The sequence below is a fragment of the Phenylobacterium sp. genome (genome assembly GCF_036821595.1).
In the GTDB taxonomy this organism is placed as follows: Bacteria; Pseudomonadota; Alphaproteobacteria; order Caulobacterales; family Caulobacteraceae; genus Phenylobacterium.
Genome location: NZ_DAISJG010000022.1, coordinates 1 through 18484, shown reverse-complemented (window position 1 = coordinate 18484; position 18484 = coordinate 1). Strand labels below are relative to the sequence as shown.

Genomic DNA, 18484 nt, shown 5'->3' with positions numbered 1-18484 from the left:
CCATGAGCGACCAGAGCCCGCGCCATCCGACGACCGAGCGCGACAGCTTCGACAAGCCGGAGCCCCGCAAGGCCACCCGCAACATCCCGCCGCTCGTCTGGATCGTGCTCGCGCTCCTCGTGGGCTGGCTGGTGGTGGCGCTGATGCAGCGGGGCGGCTCCGACGTCACGCCGCAGGGCGGCACGACGCCCTCCGCCGCCGAGGGAACCTCGATCATGCCGCCGGCGCCCGCCAGCGGCGACGCGCCCGCCACGCCCGGCGGAGTGGTGAACGGGCCGGCGCAGCCCGCGCCGCAGTAGCGCTCAGGCGCCCTGGGCGAACCTCAGGGCCGCCACGCGGCAGGCGGAGGCGAGGGGGCGTTCGCCCCTCTGCGCGTCGATCCGGCCGATCAGGCCCGCGAGGCTGCCGCCGCGCGCGGAAGCCATCTCTTCCAGCACGGCCCAGAACTCGGGCTCCAGCGCGATCGAGGTCGCGTGGCCGGAGAGCAGGACCGAGCGTTTTCGCAGCGAGGCCATGAGCCTTTGTTCATGCATGGCCGCTATGCGTCAAACCCCTCTTGCGGGAAGGTGACGCCATCGTCATTTTCCGCACTGGGCACTGACGAGGGTTCTTACGACCATGGCGATGGCCGACACGATCCGCGGCGAGGCTCCCGGGGCCCGGGTGTCCGCGAAGCTGGACTGGCCGCACGCGATCCGCGCGCTGCGCCGCCTTCTGGCCGACAAGGAAGACACCACCCAGGTGTTCGAGATCATGCGCGCGCTGAACGGCAGCGCCACGGCCAGGGGCTATCACCGACTTCTGGAGACCCAGCAGGGCGGCCGCATCGCCTACGCCCGCGAGGAGTTCGCCCAGCGGCTGATGGACGACGCCTGGCTGGACAGCCTGCCGGCCGGCTCGGTGGGCGCGGCCTACCGCGACTTCGTCCGGTCCGAGCGCCTGTCGGCCGAGGGCCTGGCGGAGGTGAGCCGCAAGGGACTGGCCTCCATCGAGGAGCAGCACCCCTACGCCTGGTTCGGCCGCCGCACCCGCGACGTGCACGATGTCTGGCACATCCTGTCCGGCTATCATCGGGACGCCCTGGGCGAGGCCTGCCTGGTGGCCTTCTCCTACGCGCAGACCAAGGGCCTCGGCTGGGCGCTGATCGCGGTCGGCGCGGGCCTGCGCTCCCTGAAGGAGAAGCGTTACCCGTACCGGAAGGCGATCTGGCAGGGCTACCAGCGCGGCCGTCGCGCGGCCTGGCTCCTGGGCGAGGACTACGAGCGGCTGATGGCCGAGCCCCTCGACCAGGCCCGCCGCCGCCTCGGCATCACGCCGGCGACCATCTACGACTCCATTCCTCGTGACGCGCGCGACCTGGTGGTCGCCGCCCGCTGAACAGGCGCTTTCGCCCGCCGGGGAACCTCGACACCTGCCTGACATTGAGGCAGGGAAGTCCGCTTTCCAGGCAGGGGCTGCGGTGGCGAGCGGTGTGCTGAACAAGCTGAGGACGCGCGGGCGGGTTCCGCCGCACGTCCTGCCGCTTATCGTCCTGGCGATCGGAGTGCTGGCCAGCGCCATAGCGGGGCTGCAGGTCGAACGGCTGAGCCGCGCCAAGGAGCAGGAGCGGTTCGCGAACGCCGTCCAGCAGGCGCACGACGAGATCGGCAGCCGGATGCAGGCCTATCTCACGGTCCTGCGCGCCACCGCAGGCATGATCGCCGCCAGCGACGGTGAGGTGACCCGCGAGGAGTTCCGCATCTACGCCAAGCGTCTGCGTCTCCCCGAGATGTACCCGGGCGTCCAGGGGGTGGGATACAGCCTCGTCCTGCCGGGAGTCAGCGGCCAGGCGACCGATGCGTTGCTCGCCCGGCTGCACGCCGCCGACGTGTCGGTCCATCCGCAAACGCCACGCGCCGAGGTCCAGGCCATCGTCCACCTCGAGCCGATGGATCGCCGAAACCGGGCGGCGATCGGGTTCGACATGTCGACCGACCCCATCCGCCGGGCGGCCATGTCGGCGGCGCGCGACCAGGCCACCAGCACCATGTCGGGCAAGGTCGAGCTCGTGCAGGAGATCGACGAGGACAAGCAGGCCGGCTTCCTCATCTACACACCGGTCTACCGGGGTGGGACCGCGCCGGCGACCCTGGCGGAGCGGCGCGTGCAGCTGATCGGCTTCGCCTACAGTCCCTTCCGGGCGGACGACCTGCTGCGCGGCATTCTGGGCGAGGAAGGCCAGAGACGGGTGCACATCGCCGTCTACGACGACGCCAAGGGGCCCCAGGGGCTGCTGCACAAGTCCTTCGCCGGCACGCCGGAGGAGATGGGCCGCGCGGCGCGGCTGCAGGCGACGCGGGAACTGGCGGTGGCCGGCCGCACATGGCGCATCGGCTATTATTCCTCCCCGGGATTCGACCTGGATTCCACCCGCGGGCTCGGGGGAGTGTTCTTCGCCGGCGGGCTTCTGGCCACCCTGATGGTGGCGGCGGCTTCCTGGTGGCAGGCGCAGGCGCGGGTGGCGGCCGAGGTGGAGGTGGCGGCGCGGCGGGAGAGCGAGCAGCAGCGCGAACTGCTGGTGGGCGAGCTGAACCACCGGGTGAAGAACACCCTGGCCACCGTCCAGTCGATCGCGGCCCAGACCCTGCGGGAAGGCAAGAGCCTCGCGGCGACCCGGGAGAGCTTCGAATCCCGCCTGCTGGCGCTCAGTGAGACCCACAACCTGCTCACCCGCGACCACTGGCGCGGGGCGGGGCTACGGGAGCTGGTGGAGGTGGAACTCGCACCCTACGCCGGGGCCCGCAACCGGATCGACGTGACCGGCGAGGAGGTGTGGTTGGCCCCAGACACCGCCCTGGCGCTGGGCATGGCCCTGCACGAGCTGGCCACCAATGCGCTCAAGTACGGCGCGCTCTCCGGCGAAGAGGGGCGGGTGGAGATTGCCTGGACCCTCCGCCAGCAGGACGGCTCCGACTGGCTGAAACTCGTGTGGGAGGAGCGGGGCGGTCCGCCCGTGACGCCGCCCAGCCGCCGCGGTTTCGGCTCGCGGCTGATCGAAACGGGCCTGCGCCGGCAGCTGCGCGGCCACGTGGACCTGGCGTTCCGACCGCAGGGCGTGTGCTGCACCATCGACCTGCCCCTGGAAGCGGGCGAGCCGGCGAGCGCCTAGTCCTCGCGCCGGGCCTGGTCGTGCAGGCGGCGGGCCTTCTCGGCTTCCAGGCGCGACACCGTCTTCTCCGCCTTGGTGCGGCCGAAGCGGGCCCGGTTCTCGGCGGCGGCCTTCTTCGCCTCGGCCTGGGCGCGGGCTTTGCGCGCCTTGTTGAGATTGATGGGCCCGGTCATGCGGGCAGGCCGGGCCCGCGGGCCATGAACGCGGCGAACACCGGGATCAGGACGAACAGCGCGGCCTCGGCCAGCAGCCAGGCGCGCACCCGCTCCACCTCGTCCTGGTAGGGACTGAAGGCGGGCTCGAGCCTCACCTTGCGCCGCCAGCGAAGCATGCTCACGGTCGGCGGGACGGAGAGCAGGCCCACCGCCAGGAACGCCGCCATCTTGGCCCAGAACCACGGGTTGGGCAGGTAGGCGTCGGGGCCCTTGATCCCGTAGAACACCCGCAGCAGGCCCACGACGATCAGCAGGACGGCGAGCAGGCCGTAGTGGGCGTCCACCAGGCCCAGCCGCCTCAGGCCCGACGCGGTGAGTCCCGGCCGCAGCAGTGCGATCTCGGCGGTCAGGATGGCCGCGAGGCCGAAGGCCAGCAGGTGGTGGGCGATCGCCAGGATCAGGTCGAGGGTCATGCCGGCGACCATGCCACGCGCGGCGGCGAGCGCAACCGTGGCCGCCGCTTCCTCGTTTCGGGGCCTGCCCGCAGCACGAGGAAACGATATGGTCCAACCCTCCGACATCCACCCGCACATGGAAGTCGTCGGCTCCGACGGCGATCACGTCGGCAAGGTCGACCACCTGGTGGGCGACGAGATCGAGCTCAGCAAGCTCGACCTGACCGCCGGCCTCAAGCATCACATGGTGCCGCTGAGCTGGGTCGACCGGGTCGAGGACGACAAGGTCTGGCTCAACCGCACCAAGGACGCCGCGACCGCGGCCTGGAAGATGCGGATCTAGGGCTCAGCGCACGTTGGCGCAGAACCGCTGGATGCGGCCGCAGGCGTCCTCCAGCACCGCGTTGGACGTCGCGTAGCTGATCCGGAAGAACGGCGAGAGCCCGAAGGCCGCGCCGTGCACCACGGCCACCCCCTCGGCCTCCAGGAGTTCGGTAGCGAAGTCCTGGTCCGAACCGATCGTCCGGCCGCTGGGCGCGGTCTTGCCGATCAGCCCCTCGCAGGACGGATAGACGTAGAAGGCGCCCTCCGGCGTCGGGCATTTGATGCCGTTGGCCTGGTTCAGCATCGAAACCACCAGGTCGCGGCGCTGCTCGAACAGCTTCGCATTCGGCTTGATGAAGTCCTGCGGGCCGTTCAGGGCCTCCACAGCCGCCCACTGGGAGATCGAGGACGGGTTGGAGGTCGTCTGGCTCATGACCTTGGCCATGGCCTTGATCAGTTCCTCGGGGCCGCCGGCGTAGCCGATCCGCCAGCCGGTCATGGCGTAGGCCTTGGAGACCCCGTTCATGGTCAGGGTGCGATCGTAGAGGGCTGGCTCCACCTGGGCGATGGTGGTGAACTCGAAGTCGCCGAACACCAGGTGCTCGTACATGTCGTCGGTGAGGATCCAGACCTGCGGGTGGCGCATGAGGACGTCGGCCAGCGCCTTCAACTCGGCGCGCGTGTAGGCCGCGCCCGACGGGTTCGACGGCGAGTTCAGCAGGATCCACTTGGTCTTCGGCGTGATCACGCGCTCGAGGTCGTCCGGGCGGAGCTTGAAGCCGGTCTCGGCGCTGGTCGGCGCAGCCACCGGCGTACCGCCGGCCAGCAGCACGATGTCCCAGTAGCTCACCCAGTAAGGCGTCGGCACGATCACCTCGTCGCCCGGGTTCAGGGTGGCGATCATGGCGTTCCAGATCACCGGCTTGCCGCCCGGGGAGACGTTGATCTGGCTGGGCTTGTAGGTCAGGCCGTTCTCGCGGCTGAACTTGGCGCAGATGGCCTCCTTCAACTCGGGAATGCCGTCGACGTTGGTGTACTTCGTCTTGCCGTCGCGGATGGCCTTGATGGCCGCTTCCTTGATGTTGTCCGGCGTGTCGAAGTCGGGCTCGCCCGCCGCCAGGCCGATCACGTCACGCCCCTGCGCCTTCAGTTCGCGCGCTTTCTGGTCCGCCGCCAGGGTGGCGGACGGCTTGACGCGGGATAGGGCGGCGGACTGGAGCGACATGGCGGAGCGGGTCCCCTGTGGGTCGATGCTGCACTGCGGGCGCGGTTTAACCCAAGCCGGCCCTGCGGCAAACCTGCGGTTCCCCGGAACGGCCGCTTTCGCTGCGGCGTTTGCCCGGGAGCCACAGGAGGGAACATGCGACACGCGCTGTACGCCCTGGGCTTCGGCCTCGTCCTGGCCGGCTGCGGCCAGGAGGCGACCGCGCCACGGACGGCCGCGACCGCGCCCGAGCCGCCGCCGCCCGCGGCAGGACCCGCGCCCACCACCGCCGTCACCGCCGACGTGCCGCAGCCGGCGCCCTACGTCGGGCGGTGGGCGGCGACGCCGGAGCTGTGCGCCGACGGCGCCTGGATGTTCGAGCCGGGGAGGGTGGCGACGGCCGGGGAGGTGAGCTGCGACTTCGCCACCGTGACCCCGCAGCCCGGCGGGTACGCGGTCAGCGCCAAGTGCCTGTCCGAGGGCGCGGCCGAGCCGCAGAGCTTCCGGCTGGGGCTGGCCGGCCCCGCGCCCGCCCAGAGCATGACCGTGACCGGCGGCCCGTGGACGGGACCGATCACGCTCATGCGCTGCCCGGACGTCAGACGAAGTTCAGGAGGCTGATGTCGGCGAGAGTCCTGCCGACCAGCATGACCTCGACGTCGGCGCCGTCGCTGGAGTCGCCGTTGGTGTCGGCGAACACCCACACGTCGTCGCCCACCTGCGCGGCCACGTACTGGGCGCCGGCGGACATGATGTGCTCGTTGGCGGTCTGCAGGGCTTCCTCGTAGGTCTCCGCGGTGAACTCCGAATATTGCCGCGGCAGGATGGCGTAGATGCTGACCTGGGCGAACGACAGGCTGTCGCCCGCCTCCCAATCGGCGATCATGTCGGCCATGCCCTGGCCCGGCCGGACGTTGGAGACGAACTCGAACCGGTCGCGCCCCTCGCCGCCGTAGAGGACCGTCGCGTCGGCGGCGGCCGAGATGATGGTGTCGTTGCCGGCCTCGCCGTGGGCCAGCGCGTTGCCGGGCATGTACATGACCAGCAGGTCGTCGCCGTCGCCGCCCAGCAGCAGGTCGTCGCCGCCGTTGGAGTAGATCTGGTCGTTGCCGGCGCCGCCGAACACCGTGTCGTCGCCGCCGCCCGCGTGGATCTCGTCGTCGCCGAGGTCGCCGAACAGCAGGTCGTCGCCGTCCCTGCCGCCGATGAAGTCGTTGCCCTGCCCGCCGTAGAGGGTGTCGTCGCCCTCGCCGCCGACGATCTCGTCGTCGCCCTGGTTGCCGTGGGCGAAGGAGCCGCGGGTCTCCCGGAAGGTCGAGACGTTGATCATGTCGTCGCCCTTGCCGCCGTAGACGGTGTTGGCGCCCGCGCCGCCGGTCAGCACGTCGTTGCCGCCGTTGCCCTGCACGAGGTCGTCCCCCGCGCCGGCGTCCACGGTGTCGTCGCCCGGACCGCCGTAGAGGCCGTCGTGGCCGGCGCCGCCGATCACCTGCTCGTCGCTCGTGTCGCCGATGTAGAGCTTCGACCCATCGGCCATGACCGCGCGGCCGGCGCGGGCGAGCTGGGTCAACTCGACGGCGAACTTCACGGTGCGGCCGTCGGCGGTGACGAGGATGCTCGGAACCTCGGGCGTGAGGATCAGCGGGTCGTAGGACTGGTAGACGACGCTCACCCGGCTCGCCGGACCGCTCGCGAAGGTCAGGGTGTCGAGGGCGCCGATGTTGAGCGCCTGCTCGGGCGTGATGGTCTCGAAGGCGTAGGTGGCCACTGTGAAGTCTCTCTTGAAAACGTCCCTCTCGGCCAGAGCTTGGCCGTAACGCCGCTATCTGACGGGTGTTGCGTAAAAACGCAACATGGAAAAACGCAACAAGACCGCCACGCTTGACCCACTCTCCCCGATCGGCGACCTCAGCGGCGATGCGCCGCCTCCTGCAGTTCCTCACGAACATGGACGCCAAGGCCTGGCGGGCGCTGCTGGTGTCGTTCGTCCTGTTCGGCGGGGTCGGCGTCGTCTTCCTGTTCGGGGCCCAGGTCCTGGGCTTCGACGGCGAGGCGGCGGTCGAGACCTGGCTGGGGGCGGCCAGCGGGGCCTGGGCCCTGCCGGTGGCGGTGGCCGCCTTCGCGATCCTGGCCTTCGTCGGCGTGCCGCAATTCATGCTGATCGCCGCCGCCGTCGTCGCCTTCGGGCCGGAGACCGGCTTCGCCTACTCCTGGATCGGCACCATGGTCTCGGCGACGGTCGGCTTCTTCATCGGCCGGGTGGCCGGCGCCCGTGTGCTGGAAACCTTCTCGGGGGAGGGGCTGCGCCGGTTCATGAAGCTGGTGGGCCGCAACGGCTTCTACGCCAGCCTGATCGTGCGCCTGGTGCCGTCGGCGCCGTTCATCGTGGTCAACATGGCCGCCGGGGTGACGCCGATGAAGCTCTGGCACTTCCTGGCGGGCACCGCGATCGGAATCGTGCCGAAGATCGTGCTCACCGCCTTCGCCGGCGCCTCCATCGTCGACGTGATGAAGGGCGAGGACGGCCACAACGTCCTGTGGCTGGCGCTGATCGTGGCGGTCTGGCTGGTGATCGGCTGGTACGCGCGCAAATGGCTGCGCAGCCGCGAGGACCGGGTCGAGCAGGAGGAAGGGTGATGCTGAGGCTGTTCCATTCGCCGGGCTCGTGCTCGCTGGCGTCGCTGATCGCGCTGGAGGAGACCGGCGTGTCCTACGAGGTGGTGCGGACCAGCACCCGCGACGGCGACCAGCGCCGGCCGGAGTACCTGGCCATCAACCCCAAGGGCCGCGTGCCGGCTCTGGTGACGGACCGGGGCGTGCTGACCGAGAACGTCGCCATCCTCAGCTATGTGGCCCAGGCCTGGCCCGAGGCGCGGCTGGCCCCGGCCGACCCGTGGGGGTTCGCCCAGGCGGTGTCGTTCAACAGCTACCTGGCGTCCACCGTACACGTGGCCCACGCCCACAAGCACCGCGGCTATCGCTGGGCCGACACCGAAGCCGCCTTCGAGGACATGCGCCGCAAGGTCCCGCAGACGATCGCGGAGTGCTTCCGGCTTATCGACGCCGAACTCCTCAAGGGGCCGTGGGTGCTGGGCGAGGCCTATTCGGTCTGCGACGGCTATCTCTTCACCCTGGCCGACTGGCTGGAGGAGGACGGCGTCGACCCCGCGCAGTTCCCCCGCGTGCTCGACCACCGGGAGCGGGTGCGGGCGAGGCCGTCGGTCCAGCGGATCCTGGCCGCCGGGCACATGAGCCACTAAGCGAGCAGGGCCCGGGGCAAAATCTGCTCCCGAGGCGACCTAAGGCCGCGCTTTGGGGAACAGTCTTGCGGCCAGGGGTCGGATTCGGCTAGAAGCCTCGCATGCGCACGCGGCTCGACAGCCTGCTTCTCCTTTCGCTGGGGCTTAGCCGCCCCTGGGCGCCTCTCTAGGCACGCGAGACTTCGCGGCCGGGCGCTCAGGGGTTTCGAACCCTCGCCCGTCAAACCGAAACACCCCGCGAAGAGACCTCCACATGACCGCCCCCGCTTCGGAAGCCGTATCCGAGACCGCCGCCCGTTCCGACCAGGACCGGGTCATCATCTTCGACACCACCATGCGCGACGGCGAGCAGTCGCCCGGCGCGTCCATGTCGCTGGAAGAGAAGATCGAGCTCGCCAAGATCCTGGAGGAGATGCGCGTCGACGTGATCGAGGCGGGCTTTCCGATCGCCTCCAACGGCGACTTCGAGGCGGTCCGCGCCATCGCCGAGATCGTCACCGAGAGCACCGTCTGCGGCCTGGCCCGCGCCGGCATGGCCGACATCGACCGCTGCGCCGAGGCGATCCGCAAGGCGAAGCGCGGCCGCATCCACACCTTCATCTCCACCAGCCCCGTCCACATGAAGTGGAAGCTGCAGATGGAGCCGGAGCAGGTGCTGGAGATGGTGACCCGCTCGGTCGGCCACGCCCGCAACCTGTGCGACGACGTGGAGTGGTCGGCGGAGGACGCCACCCGCACCGAGCGCGACTTCCTGCTGCGCTGCGTGGAGGCGGCGATCAGGGCCGGGGCCTCGACGATCAACCTGCCGGACACGGTGGGCTACACCTATCCCAGCGAGTACGCCGAGCTGTTCCGGGACGTGATCGAGAACGTGCCGGGCGCGGACAAGGTGATCTTCTCCACCCACTGCCACAACGACCTGGGCCTGGCGGTCGCCAACTCCATCGCCGGCGTTCAGGGCGGCGCGCGCCAGATCGAGTGCGCGGTCAACGGCATCGGCGAGCGGGCCGGCAACGCGGCTCTGGAAGAGATCGTCATGGCGCTGAAGGTGCGCGGCGACCGGCTGCCCTACTTCACCGGCGTCGAGACCCAGCACATCACCCGGGCCAGCCGCTACGTCTCGGCCATCACCGGCTTCCCGGTGCAGTTCAACAAGGCGATCGTCGGCAAGAACGCCTTCGCCCACGAGAGCGGCATCCACCAGGACGGGATGCTGAAGAACGCCGAAACCTACGAGATCATGAAGCCCGAGGACGTGGGCCAGATCGAATCCAACCTGGTCATGGGCAAGCACTCTGGCCGCCACGCCTTCCGCGAGAAGCTGAAGGACCTGGGCTACGAGCTGGGCCAGAACGCCCTGAACGAGGCCTTCCAGCGCTTCAAGGACCTGGCCGACAAGAAGAAGCACGTCTTCGACGACGACATCGTGGCCCTGGTGGACGACGCCCTGGCCAGCGCAGCCGACCGGGTGCAGGTCAAGCACCTGCGTGTCATCGCAGGCACCGAGGGGCCGCAGGAGGCCTTCCTGACCGTCACCATCGACGGCGAGGAGAAGAGCGCCAACGCCACCGGCGACGGACCGGTGGACGCGGTGTTCAACGCCATCCACGCCGTGGTGCCGCACGACGCCATCCTGCGGCTGTTCCAGGTGCACGCGGTCACCGAGGGCACCGACGCCCAGGCGCAGGTCTCGGTCCGGCTTGAGGAGGAGGGCCGCATCGCCACGGGGCAGGCGGCGGACACCGACACCCTGACCGCCTCGGCCAAGGCCTATGTCAACGCGCTGAACAACCTCATGGCGCGCAAGGAGAAGAGCGCGCCCGACGCCCGGGTGGCGAGCGGGTTCTGACGCCTTCCCTCCCGCCGGGGAGGGAAGGAGGCGCACATGCTCTGGATATTGCTGACCGCGGCGGCCGCACCGCTGCAGGTGGCGCGCAATGCGCTGCAGCGTGGGCTGGTGGGCGACGCGGGGCCGTGGGGCGCGACCCTGGTCCGCTTCCTGTTCGGCCTGCCGTTCTCGATCGCCCTGCTGGCGGTGGTGTGGGCGCTGACCGATGGGCCGCAGCCCGATCCGTCGGCCCGCTTCTGGATCGGCGCGGCGCTGGGCGCCCTGGCGCAGGTGGGCGCGACGGCGGCCCTGCTGATGGCCATGCGCCGCTCGGGCTTCGCCGTGGCGACCATGATGCAGCAGGCCTCGCTGCCGTTCGCCGCCCTGCTGGGCTGGCTTGCCCTGGGCGACCGCCTTGCGCCCGGCGCCTGGGCCGGGGTGGCGCTGACCACGGTCGGGCTGGTCGTGCTCTCCTGGCCGAAGCGCGGGGCGGGGCGGGGCGCGCTGGCCGGCGCCGGCCTCGGCCTCACATCCGGGCTGTGCTTCGCCGTGGCGCTGAACGGCTACCGTCAGGCCGGACTGGCGCTGGAGCCGCACCATCCGATCTTCTCGGCCTCCGCCGCCCTGGTCGCCGCCCAGCTCATGCAGTCGCTCGTCCTCACCGGCTTCCTGGCCGCGACGCGGCCGGCGGCGCTGAAGGCGGTGGCGGCCTCCTGGCGCTCGTCCCTGGGCGCCGGGTTCTTCGGCTCGGCGGCGTCGGCCTGCTGGTTCGGGGCGCTGGCCCTGGCCCCCGCGGGGCCGGTGCGGGCCGTGGGCGTGATCGAAGCGCCCATCGCCGCGGCCGCCGGCCACCGGCTGTTCAAGGAGCGGCTGTCGCTGCGCCAGTGGGCCGGGGGGGCGCTCACCGCCGTCGGGGTGGTGATGACGGCGCTGGGCTGAGGCGCCACCATGGCGGGATGATCGACCGCCGCACGCTCACCGCCGCGCTCGCCGCCGGCTTGGTCCCCGCCGCCGCCCGGGCCGCCCCGCGCTGGCAGGCCTGCGCGGACATCCCGTGGCCCGTGCAGGAGGTCTATGGCGCGGCCTTCCGGGGGCAGGTGGTGATCGCCGGCGGCATGGCGCCCGGCGTCCAGGGCCTGCGCGGCGGGATCAACCCGCAGGACCGCACCGGCGTCTACGACCCCCGGGCCGACCGCTGGCGCGAGGGGCCGAGGCTGCCGTTCCCGCGCCACCACCCGGTGCTGGCCGCGGCCCGGGACCGGCTCTACGCCTTCGGCGGGTTCCAGGTGACGGAGCAGGGCGGCTGGGTGGCGATCCGCGACGCCGTCGTCTTCGACGGGACGACCTGGGCGCCCGCGCCGGAGGTGCCGCACGTCCAGTGCGAGACGGTGGCCGTGACGCTGGGCGAGCGCATCCACATCGCCAGCGGCCGCGCGCCGAAGGCCGAAGCCAACCGGCAGTGGACCGACCACGGTGACGTCGCCACCCACCAGGTGTTCGACGCCCGGGCGCAGCGCTGGGACACGGCGGCGCCCTGTCCGCTGGCCCGCAACAGCGCGACGGGCGCGGCCATCGACGGCCTGTTCTACCTGGCCGGCGGGCGGCGGGTGGGCGGCGGTAACTCGGCTCAGCTCGACTGCTACGATCCGAAGACCGACCGGTGGGAGACGCTCCGCCCCATGCCCCGGCCTGCCGGCGGCCTGGCCGGCGCCGCGGCCGGCGGGAAGCTCTATGTCTTCGGCGGCGAGGGCGGGCCGGGGGTGATCCCCGACGCGTGGGGCTACGACCCGAAGGCCGACGCATGGACGGCGCTGCCGTCCATGCGCACGCCGCGGCACGGCTTGGCCGGCGTGACGGTTGACGGGCGTATCTATGCGGTGGGCGGCGGAGCGAAGGAATCCGGCGGCCAGGTGAGCGCCGTCTGCGAAGCCCTGATCCGGGCCTGAACCGCCTTGGCGACGGCCAATTCCGCGCGGTAGTAGGAAACGCATGAAGTCCCGGCGCGCCGCCTTGCAGTTGGCCATCGCCGCCACCCTGGCGCCGCGAACGTCGCACGCCGAGCCCATCAGCTCCGTCCCTTCCGTCGCCGCCGCGGGGGACCTGTCCGAGGCCCTGCCGGCGATCGCCACCGCCTTCCAGAAGCGGACCGGGAAGTCGGTGCGGCTGGTGTTCGGGCCGACCGCCGCGCTGGCCACTCAGATCGAGAAGGGCGGCGGCGCCTACGAGCTGCTGCTGGCTTCGGACGAGACCTATGTCCAGCAGCTCGAGCGCGCGGGCCGCACGGCGAATTCCGGCGCGCTCTACGGGGTCGGCCGCATCGGACTGTTCCTGCCGAAGGGCTCGAAGGTCCGCGCGGACGGGCGGCTGCGGGACCTTGGCGCGGCGGCGAAGGACGGGCGCCTGCAGCGGCTGGCCATCCTCAATCCCACCGGCGGCCCGTACGGCCTGGCCGCCAAGGAGGCGCTGACCCGCGCGCGCGTCTGGACCCAGGTGCGCGGCAAGCTCAGCCTGGGCGAGACCCTCGGCCAGACGGCGCAGCACATCACCTCCGGCGCCGTGCAGGCGGCCATCATTCCCATGACCCTCGCGCGCACGCCGAAGATCGAGGCGGCGGGCGACTTCACCCTGCTGCCTGCCGACTGGCACCATCCGCTGCGCCAGCGCGCGGTGCTCCTGAAGGACGGCGGCCAGACGGCGGAGGCGTTCTACAGGTTCCTGCGCGATCCCGAGGCGCGCGCCGTCTTCCGCCGCTACGGTTTCGTGCTGCCCGGGGGCAGGTGACGCCGTTATGTAGTTCGGCTACATAACGGCCATGGCCGCGCTCAATGCCGCCCTTTCGCTGGCCCGCGACGGATCGCGGGTGGGGACCGAGCGCATCGCGCTCCTTGAGGCGGTGGGCGAACTGGGCTCGATCCGCGCCGCCGCCCAGCGCGCCGGGCTCAGCTACAAGGCCGCCTGGGACGCCGTGCAGGCGCTCAACAACCTCTTCGACGCGCCGCTGGTGGCCGCCCGCGCCGGCGGCCGGGCCGGTGGTGCGGCGCAGCTGACCGCCCGCGGCCGCGCCGTGGTGGCGGCCTTCCGCCGGGTGGAGGCCGAGCTGGCGGGCGTGGCGGAGCGCCTGGAGCGCGGTCTGGCCGAGGACGCCGGCGCACTGTTCTGGAGCCTGGGCATGAAGACGAGCGCGCGCAACGCCCTACGCGGCGTGGTGACCCGTATCAATGCCGCGACGGTCAACGCCGAGGTCACGCTCGAGGTGGCGCCGGGAGTCGACATCACCGCCGTGGTCACCCGCGAAAGCCTGGATGAACTTGGCCTCGCGCCGGGCCGCCCGGCGGTGGCGCTGGTGAAGTCTAGCTTCGTCATTCTGGCCAAGGGGGAGGGGCTGATGACGTCCGCCCGCAACCAGGTTGGCGGCCGGATCGTGCGGCGCGAGGACGGGGCGGTTTCGAGCGAGATCGTCCTGGAGATCGCCGAGGGCAAGACCCTGACCGCCGCGATCACCCGCGAGAGCGCCGAGGCCATGGACCTCGGGGTCGGCGATCCGGTCACGGCTCTGGTCAAGGCGCCGCACGTCATCCTGGCGGTGGAATAGCCGATGCGCGGCGGAGGCCTCCTCGTCGTCCTGGCGGCCCTGCTGTTCGGCCCGGCGGCGGGCTGTGCGCGGTCCGCCCCCACGGTGGCGGCGGCGTCGGATCTGCAGGCGGCCCTGCCGGAGGTGGCCGAAGCGTTCCAGCGGAAGACCGGCCGCTCCGTGCGCCTGGTGTTCGGCTCGTCGGGAAGCCTCACCCAGCAGATCCAGAACGGCGCGCCCTATGAGGCCTTCCTGTCGGCGGACGAAGCCTATGTCCGGACCCTGCAGGCGGCCGGCCGGACCGAAGGCCGCGGCGAACTCTATGCCGTGGGGCGGATCGGCCTCTTCACGCCGCGCGGCTCGCCGGTCCGGGCGGACGCCGGGCTTCGCGACCTGCGCGCCGCGCTCCGGGACGGACGGCTGAGGAAGCTGGCCATCGCCAATCCGTCCCACGCGCCCTATGGCCGCGCGGCGCGCGAGGCGCTCCAGCGGGCAGGCCTCTGGGACGCCGCGGAACGCCGGCTGGTGCTGGGCGAGAACGTCTCCCAGGCGACCCAGTTCGCGACCTCGGGCGCCGCCCAGGCGGGGATCATCCCCCTGTCGCTGGCGACGACGCCGCAGGTGAAGGCGGCGGGAACCTTCGAGCTGCTGCCGGCCGGATGGCATGCGCCGCTGCGCCAGCGCGCGGTGGTGCTGAAGGGCGCGGGGCCGACGGGCCGGGCCTTCCACACCTTCCTGCAGGGGCCGGAGGCGCGGGCGATCCTCGTCCGCCACGGCTTCTTCCTTCCGGAGCGCTGAGCCGTGGACTGGGAAGCCTTCCGGGTCTCGCTGAAGCTGGCCGGCTGGACGGCGGCGATCCTGCTGCCGCTGGGCCTCGTGCTGGCGCGGACGCTCGCCTTCCGGCGCGTGCCGGCCAAGGGGCTCTGGGAGGCGCTGGTCGCCGCCCCCCTGGTGCTGCCGCCGACCGTGCTCGGCTTCTACCTGCTCACCGCCTTCGGCGCGAACTCCGGACTGGGTCAGGCGTGGACGGAGATGTTCGGCCGCCCGCTGGCGTTCAGCTTCGCGGGGCTGCTCGCCGCCTCCGTGGTCTTCAACCTACCGTTCGCCGTCCAGCCCATGCAGCGCGCATTCGAGGCGCTGCCCACGGACGTGCGGCAGGCCGCCTGGGTGAGCGGGCTTTCGCCGTGGCGCACCTTCTGGCGGATCGAGCTGCCACTGGCCTGGCCGGGCGTGCTGTCGGGGCTGGCGCTGACCTTCGCCCACACGCTGGGCGAGTTCGGCGTGGTGCTGATGGTGGGAGGCTCGATCCCCGGGGAGACGCGCACGCTCTCGCTGTCGATCTACGACCGGGTGCAGGCCTTCGACCACGCGGCCGCGGGGACGATGAGCGCGGCGCTGCTGGCCTTCTCGGTGGTGACCATCGCAATCGTCTACGGGCTCGGCGGGCGGGTGGGGCGGCGGCATGGCTGAGGGGCTGGAGGTGACGCTGGGCCAGGCCGGGCCGATCCCGCTTGACCTGACCCTGGCCTGCGCGCCGGGCGAGACGCTGGGCGTCGTGGGGCCTTCCGGCGCGGGCAAGACGACCCTGCTGCGCGCCGTGGCGGGGCTCTATCGCGCCAGGACCGGACGGATCGCCTGCGGCGGACAGGTATGGTTCGACAGCGCCGCCGGGATCGACCTGCCGGCCCACCGTCGGCGGGTGGGCCTGGTGTTCCAGGAACACGCGCTGTTCCCGCACCTCAGCGCGCTCGGCAATGTCGCCGCGGCGCTGGGTCACGTTCCGCGGGGCGAGCGGCGGGCGAGAGCCATGGAGCTGCTTCGCCGGATGCACCTGGACGGGCTGGAGAACCGCAAGCCGCACGCCCTGTCGGGCGGCCAGCGGCAGCGGGTGGCGATCGCCCGCGCCCTGGCCCGCGATCCAATGGTCCTGCTGCTCGACGAGCCGTTCTCAGCAGTGGACCGGCGCACGCGCACGCGGCTGCACGCCGAAATCGCTGGGCTCCGCCGCGGGCTGTCGATTCCCATGCTGCTGGTCAGCCACGATCTCGACGAGGTGGCCCGGCTGTCGGACCGGGTGGCGGTGCTGGACGAGGGGCAGGTCAGGCTCGTCGGGCGTCCGACGGAAGCGCTCCAGGACCCCATCGCGCGGGAGCTCGTCTGGGGCGCGACGCCCGAGGCGCCGGAAGGTGGCGATTCCTAGGCGAACCGCCGAGCTGAAACTCGCGCGCGACGCGAAAGCGCACACCGCTCTTTCGCCCTTGAATTCGCCCAGACCACAGGGCAGAGGGGGTACGAACCTGCCAGCCAAGCGGTGCGACTCAGCGCAATCTCCTGCGCAATTCAGGTCGCTCGCTTCAGCCGGCGGACCGCACGTTTCAGCCCCCATGCCCCAGGGCCCTGCATGATCCAATCCCTCTTCGGCGCCATCTCCAACGACATCGCCATCGATCTCGGGACGGCCAACACCCTGATCTACATGAAGGGCAAGGGCATCGTGCTCAACGAGCCCTCCGTCGTGGCGCTGCGCAACGTGGGCGGCCGCAAGGTCGTGCACGCGGTGGGCATCGAGGCCAAGCAGATGCTGGGCCGCACGCCCGGGCACATGGAAGCCATCCGCCCGATGCGGGACGGGGTCATCGCCGACTTCGAAGTCGCCGAGGAGATGATCAAGTACTTCATCCGCAAGGTTCACAACCGCAAGGGCTTCGTGAACCCGAAGGTGATCGTGTGCGTGCCGTCGGGCGCCACCGCCGTGGAGCGCCGGGCGATCAACGACAGCTGCCTGAACGCCGGCGGCCGCCGCGTGGGCCTGATCGACGAGCCCATGGCCGCCGCCATAGGGGCCGGCCTGCCGATCCACGAGCCCACCGGCTCCATGGTGGTCGACATCGGCGGCGGCACCACCGAGGTGGCCGTGCTCTCGCTCTCCGGCATCGTCTATTCGCGCTCGGTCCGCGTCGGCGGCGACAAGATGGACGAGGCGATCATCAGCTACATGCGCCGCAACCATAACCTCCTGATCGGCGAGACCACCGCCGAGCGGATCAAGAAGGAGATCGGCACGGCGCGGGCTCCGGCCGACGGCGAGGGCCTGTCCATCGAGGTGAAGGGCCGCGACCTGATGCAGGGCGTCCCCCGGGAAGTGCGCATCTCCGAGAAGCAGGCGTCGGACGCCCTGTCGGAGCCGGTCGGCCAGATCGTCGACGCGGTGAAGATGGCCCTGGAAGCCACGCCGCCAGAGCTCGCCTCCGACATCGCCGACAAGGGCATCATGCTCACCGGCGGCGGCGCCCTGCTGCGCGGCCTGGACGCCGAGATCCGCGACCACACCGGCCTGCCGGTGACCGTCGCCGACGACCCGCTGAGCTGCGTGGCCCTGGGGTGCGGCAAGGTGCTCGAGCATCCGAAATGGATGAAGGGCGTGCTGGAATCCACGCTAGCCTAGCAACCTGACGACTCGGCGCGATGGGGCGGCCGGGGGGCGCTCGCAGACGAGGCTTAGGTGTCCTTACGGGACAGTCCGCTTGGTGAACTGAAGGTCCCGCTGACCTGGACGGCGGCCGTGGCGCTGATCGTCGCCGGGGTCGCCGCGACGGCCGTGCTGCTGTCGGACCGGCGGGAGACCTTCCAGGGCGAGGCCTACGGCGCGAGCCGCAGCGTCTCCGACCGAGTCCTGACGCCGGTGGGGGAGGTGCTGTCCGCGCCCGGCCGATGGACCGGCGCCGGCGTCGAGAGCGTGCGCGGCTACTTCTTCGCCGTCTCCGAGAACCGCCGGCTGAAGGCCGAACTGCGCGAGATGCGCCAGTGGCGCGACGTGGCCATCGCTCTGCGCGACACCAACGAACGCTACCGCACCCTGCTGGGGCTGAGGACGGATCCGCCGATCCCCATGGTGGCGGCGCGGATCGTCACCGACAGCCGCGGCCCTTACGCCAACACCCGCCTGGCCAACTCCGGCCGGGAGAAGGGCGTGAAGCCGGGCAATCCGGTGATGAGCGAGCACGGCCTGGTGGGCCGGGTGATCGGCGTCACCGACGGCGCCAGCCGCGTGCTGCTGCTCACCGACATCGCCTCGCGCACGCCGGTGATGATCGACCGGACCAATGCCCGCGCCATCCTGACCGGCGACGGCGGGCCCAACCCCAAGCTCGAGTACCTGCGCGGGCTCGATCCGGTGAAGCAGGGCGACCGGGTGCTGACCTCCGGCGACGGCGGCGTGCTGCCGCGCGGCCTGCCGGTGGGCACGGCGGTGAAGGGCCTCGACGGCCGCTGGCGGGTGGTGCTGGCGTCGGACCGGTCCGCCATCGACTTCGTGCGCATCCTGCTGTTCCAGGACTTCACCCAACTCGTGAACCAGCAGGAGCTGATGCGGACCGAGGCGCCGCCGCCCACCGCCGGCGCGACGACCCTGCCGCCCGCGCCCGCCGCCACGCCGGCGCCCAAGACCGCACCGGCGCCTGCCGCCGGCCCCGCCGCGGCCGCGGCCGCGGCGGCCGGCGCCACGACGCCGCGTCCCGCGACGCCGGCCCCCAAGGCTGC

22 protein-coding genes are annotated in these 18484 nt (G+C 71.6%); 17 read left to right on the top strand and 5 right to left on the bottom strand.

What is annotated here, in order from left to right:
• The first annotated feature begins 2 nt into the window (after window positions 1–2).
• Window positions 3–299 carry a hypothetical protein gene (locus V7Z97_RS11825; protein ID WP_334163626.1) on the top strand — a complete coding sequence of 99 codons (297 nt, stop codon included), beginning with the start codon at window positions 3–5 and terminating at the stop codon, window positions 297–299.
• A 3-nt stretch (window positions 300–302) separates the two neighbouring features.
• Here V7Z97_RS11825 and V7Z97_RS11820 read toward each other — a convergent pair whose 3' ends face one another.
• Window positions 303–515, bottom strand: a complete 213-nt coding sequence (locus tag V7Z97_RS11820; RefSeq protein ID WP_334163625.1) for a ribbon-helix-helix domain-containing protein — start codon at window positions 513–515, stop codon at window positions 303–305.
• A 103-nt stretch (window positions 516–618) separates the two neighbouring features.
• Between V7Z97_RS11820 and V7Z97_RS11815 the strand changes: the two genes are divergently transcribed.
• Both V7Z97_RS11815 and V7Z97_RS11810 read left to right on the top strand, forming a co-directional pair.
• A complete protein-coding gene (locus V7Z97_RS11815; RefSeq protein WP_334163624.1) occupies window positions 619–1377 on the top strand; it encodes a Coq4 family protein in 759 nt (252 codons plus the stop codon).
• Window positions 1378–1471: 94 nt separating this feature from the next.
• Window positions 1472–3148 carry a CHASE domain-containing protein gene (locus tag V7Z97_RS11810; protein WP_334163623.1) on the top strand — a complete coding sequence of 559 codons (1677 nt, stop codon included), beginning with the start codon at window positions 1472–1474 and terminating at the stop codon, window positions 3146–3148.
• Here V7Z97_RS11810 and V7Z97_RS11805 read toward each other — a convergent pair.
• Window positions 3145–3321: a DUF4169 family protein gene (locus V7Z97_RS11805; RefSeq protein WP_334163622.1), complete on the bottom strand. Its 177-nt coding sequence runs from the start codon at window positions 3319–3321 to the stop codon at window positions 3145–3147. The two genes, V7Z97_RS11810 and V7Z97_RS11805, sit on opposite strands and share 4 nt — an antisense overlap.
• Window positions 3318–3776: a DUF2214 family protein gene (locus V7Z97_RS11800; RefSeq protein WP_334163621.1), complete on the bottom strand. Its 459-nt coding sequence runs from the start codon at window positions 3774–3776 to the stop codon at window positions 3318–3320. The genes V7Z97_RS11805 and V7Z97_RS11800 overlap by 4 nt, the downstream gene beginning before the upstream one ends.
• Window positions 3777–3864: 88 nt before the next feature.
• On the opposite strand from V7Z97_RS11800, the gene V7Z97_RS11795 reads away from it, so the two are divergent.
• Window positions 3865–4101 carry a DUF2171 domain-containing protein gene (locus V7Z97_RS11795; RefSeq protein ID WP_334163620.1) on the top strand — a complete coding sequence of 79 codons (237 nt, stop codon included), beginning with the start codon at window positions 3865–3867 and terminating at the stop codon, window positions 4099–4101.
• A 3-nt stretch (window positions 4102–4104) separates the two neighbouring features.
• Here V7Z97_RS11795 and V7Z97_RS11790 read toward each other — a convergent pair whose 3' ends face one another.
• Window positions 4105–5307 carry a pyridoxal phosphate-dependent aminotransferase gene (locus V7Z97_RS11790; RefSeq protein ID WP_334163619.1) on the bottom strand — a complete coding sequence of 401 codons (1203 nt, stop codon included), beginning with the start codon at window positions 5305–5307 and terminating at the stop codon, window positions 4105–4107.
• Between the two features lie 135 nt (window positions 5308–5442).
• On the opposite strand from V7Z97_RS11790, the gene V7Z97_RS11785 reads away from it, so the two are divergent.
• Window positions 5443–5907, top strand: a complete 465-nt coding sequence (locus V7Z97_RS11785) for a hypothetical protein (RefSeq protein ID WP_334163618.1) — start codon at window positions 5443–5445, stop codon at window positions 5905–5907.
• On the opposite strand, the gene V7Z97_RS11780 is transcribed toward V7Z97_RS11785, so the two are convergent.
• On the bottom strand, window positions 5885–7054 hold the full coding sequence (locus V7Z97_RS11780; protein WP_334163617.1) for a calcium-binding protein: 1170 nt from the start codon (window positions 7052–7054) through the stop codon (window positions 5885–5887). The genes V7Z97_RS11785 and V7Z97_RS11780 overlap by 23 nt on opposite strands.
• A gap of 149 nt (window positions 7055–7203) precedes the next feature.
• Here V7Z97_RS11780 and V7Z97_RS11775 point away from each other — a divergent pair, with 149 nt between their 5' ends.
• The 12 genes from V7Z97_RS11775 to mreC all read left to right on the top strand — a co-directional run.
• Entirely contained in the window at window positions 7204–7923 is a 720-nt protein-coding gene (locus V7Z97_RS11775; protein ID WP_334163616.1) for a TVP38/TMEM64 family protein, read from the top strand.
• Window positions 7923–8546, top strand: a complete 624-nt coding sequence (locus tag V7Z97_RS11770; protein WP_334163615.1) for a glutathione S-transferase family protein — start codon at window positions 7923–7925, stop codon at window positions 8544–8546. Before V7Z97_RS11775 ends, V7Z97_RS11770 begins: the two co-directional genes overlap by 1 nt.
• Window positions 8547–8799: 253 nt before the next feature.
• Entirely contained in the window at window positions 8800–10395 is a 1596-nt protein-coding gene (locus V7Z97_RS11765) for a 2-isopropylmalate synthase (protein ID WP_334163614.1), read from the top strand.
• Between the two features lie 36 nt (window positions 10396–10431).
• Complete coding sequence (locus tag V7Z97_RS11760) at window positions 10432–11313, top strand: DMT family transporter (RefSeq protein WP_334163613.1); 882 nt, start codon at window positions 10432–10434, stop codon at window positions 11311–11313.
• Between the two features lie 17 nt (window positions 11314–11330).
• Complete coding sequence (locus V7Z97_RS11755) at window positions 11331–12320, top strand: Kelch repeat-containing protein (RefSeq protein ID WP_334163612.1); 990 nt, start codon at window positions 11331–11333, stop codon at window positions 12318–12320.
• A 43-nt stretch (window positions 12321–12363) separates the two neighbouring features.
• Window positions 12364–13155 carry a molybdate ABC transporter substrate-binding protein gene (gene modA, locus V7Z97_RS11750; protein ID WP_334163611.1) on the top strand — a complete coding sequence of 264 codons (792 nt, stop codon included), beginning with the start codon at window positions 12364–12366 and terminating at the stop codon, window positions 13153–13155.
• Window positions 13156–13186: 31 nt separating this feature from the next.
• Window positions 13187–13966 (top strand): TOBE domain-containing protein, encoded by a 780-nt coding sequence (locus V7Z97_RS11745; RefSeq protein ID WP_334163610.1) that lies wholly within the window; start codon window positions 13187–13189, stop codon window positions 13964–13966.
• Window positions 13967–13969: 3 nt separating this feature from the next.
• The gene (modA, locus tag V7Z97_RS11740; RefSeq protein ID WP_334163609.1) at window positions 13970–14743 is read left to right on the top strand and encodes a molybdate ABC transporter substrate-binding protein; all 774 of its coding nucleotides are present in this window, start codon (window positions 13970–13972) and stop codon (window positions 14741–14743) included.
• 3 nt (window positions 14744–14746) lie between these two features.
• The gene (modB, locus tag V7Z97_RS11735) at window positions 14747–15415 is read left to right on the top strand and encodes a molybdate ABC transporter permease subunit (RefSeq protein ID WP_334163608.1); all 669 of its coding nucleotides are present in this window, start codon (window positions 14747–14749) and stop codon (window positions 15413–15415) included.
• On the top strand, window positions 15408–16145 hold the full coding sequence (locus V7Z97_RS11730) for an ABC transporter ATP-binding protein (RefSeq protein ID WP_334163607.1): 738 nt from the start codon (window positions 15408–15410) through the stop codon (window positions 16143–16145). The genes modB and V7Z97_RS11730 overlap by 8 nt, the downstream gene beginning before the upstream one ends.
• A gap of 201 nt (window positions 16146–16346) precedes the next feature.
• Entirely contained in the window at window positions 16347–17390 is a 1044-nt protein-coding gene (locus V7Z97_RS11725; RefSeq protein WP_257818622.1) for a rod shape-determining protein, read from the top strand.
• A gap of 57 nt (window positions 17391–17447) precedes the next feature.
• A partial coding sequence (gene mreC / locus V7Z97_RS11720) for a rod shape-determining protein MreC (RefSeq protein WP_334163606.1) occupies window positions 17448–18484 on the top strand: 1037 nt, incomplete at its 3' end.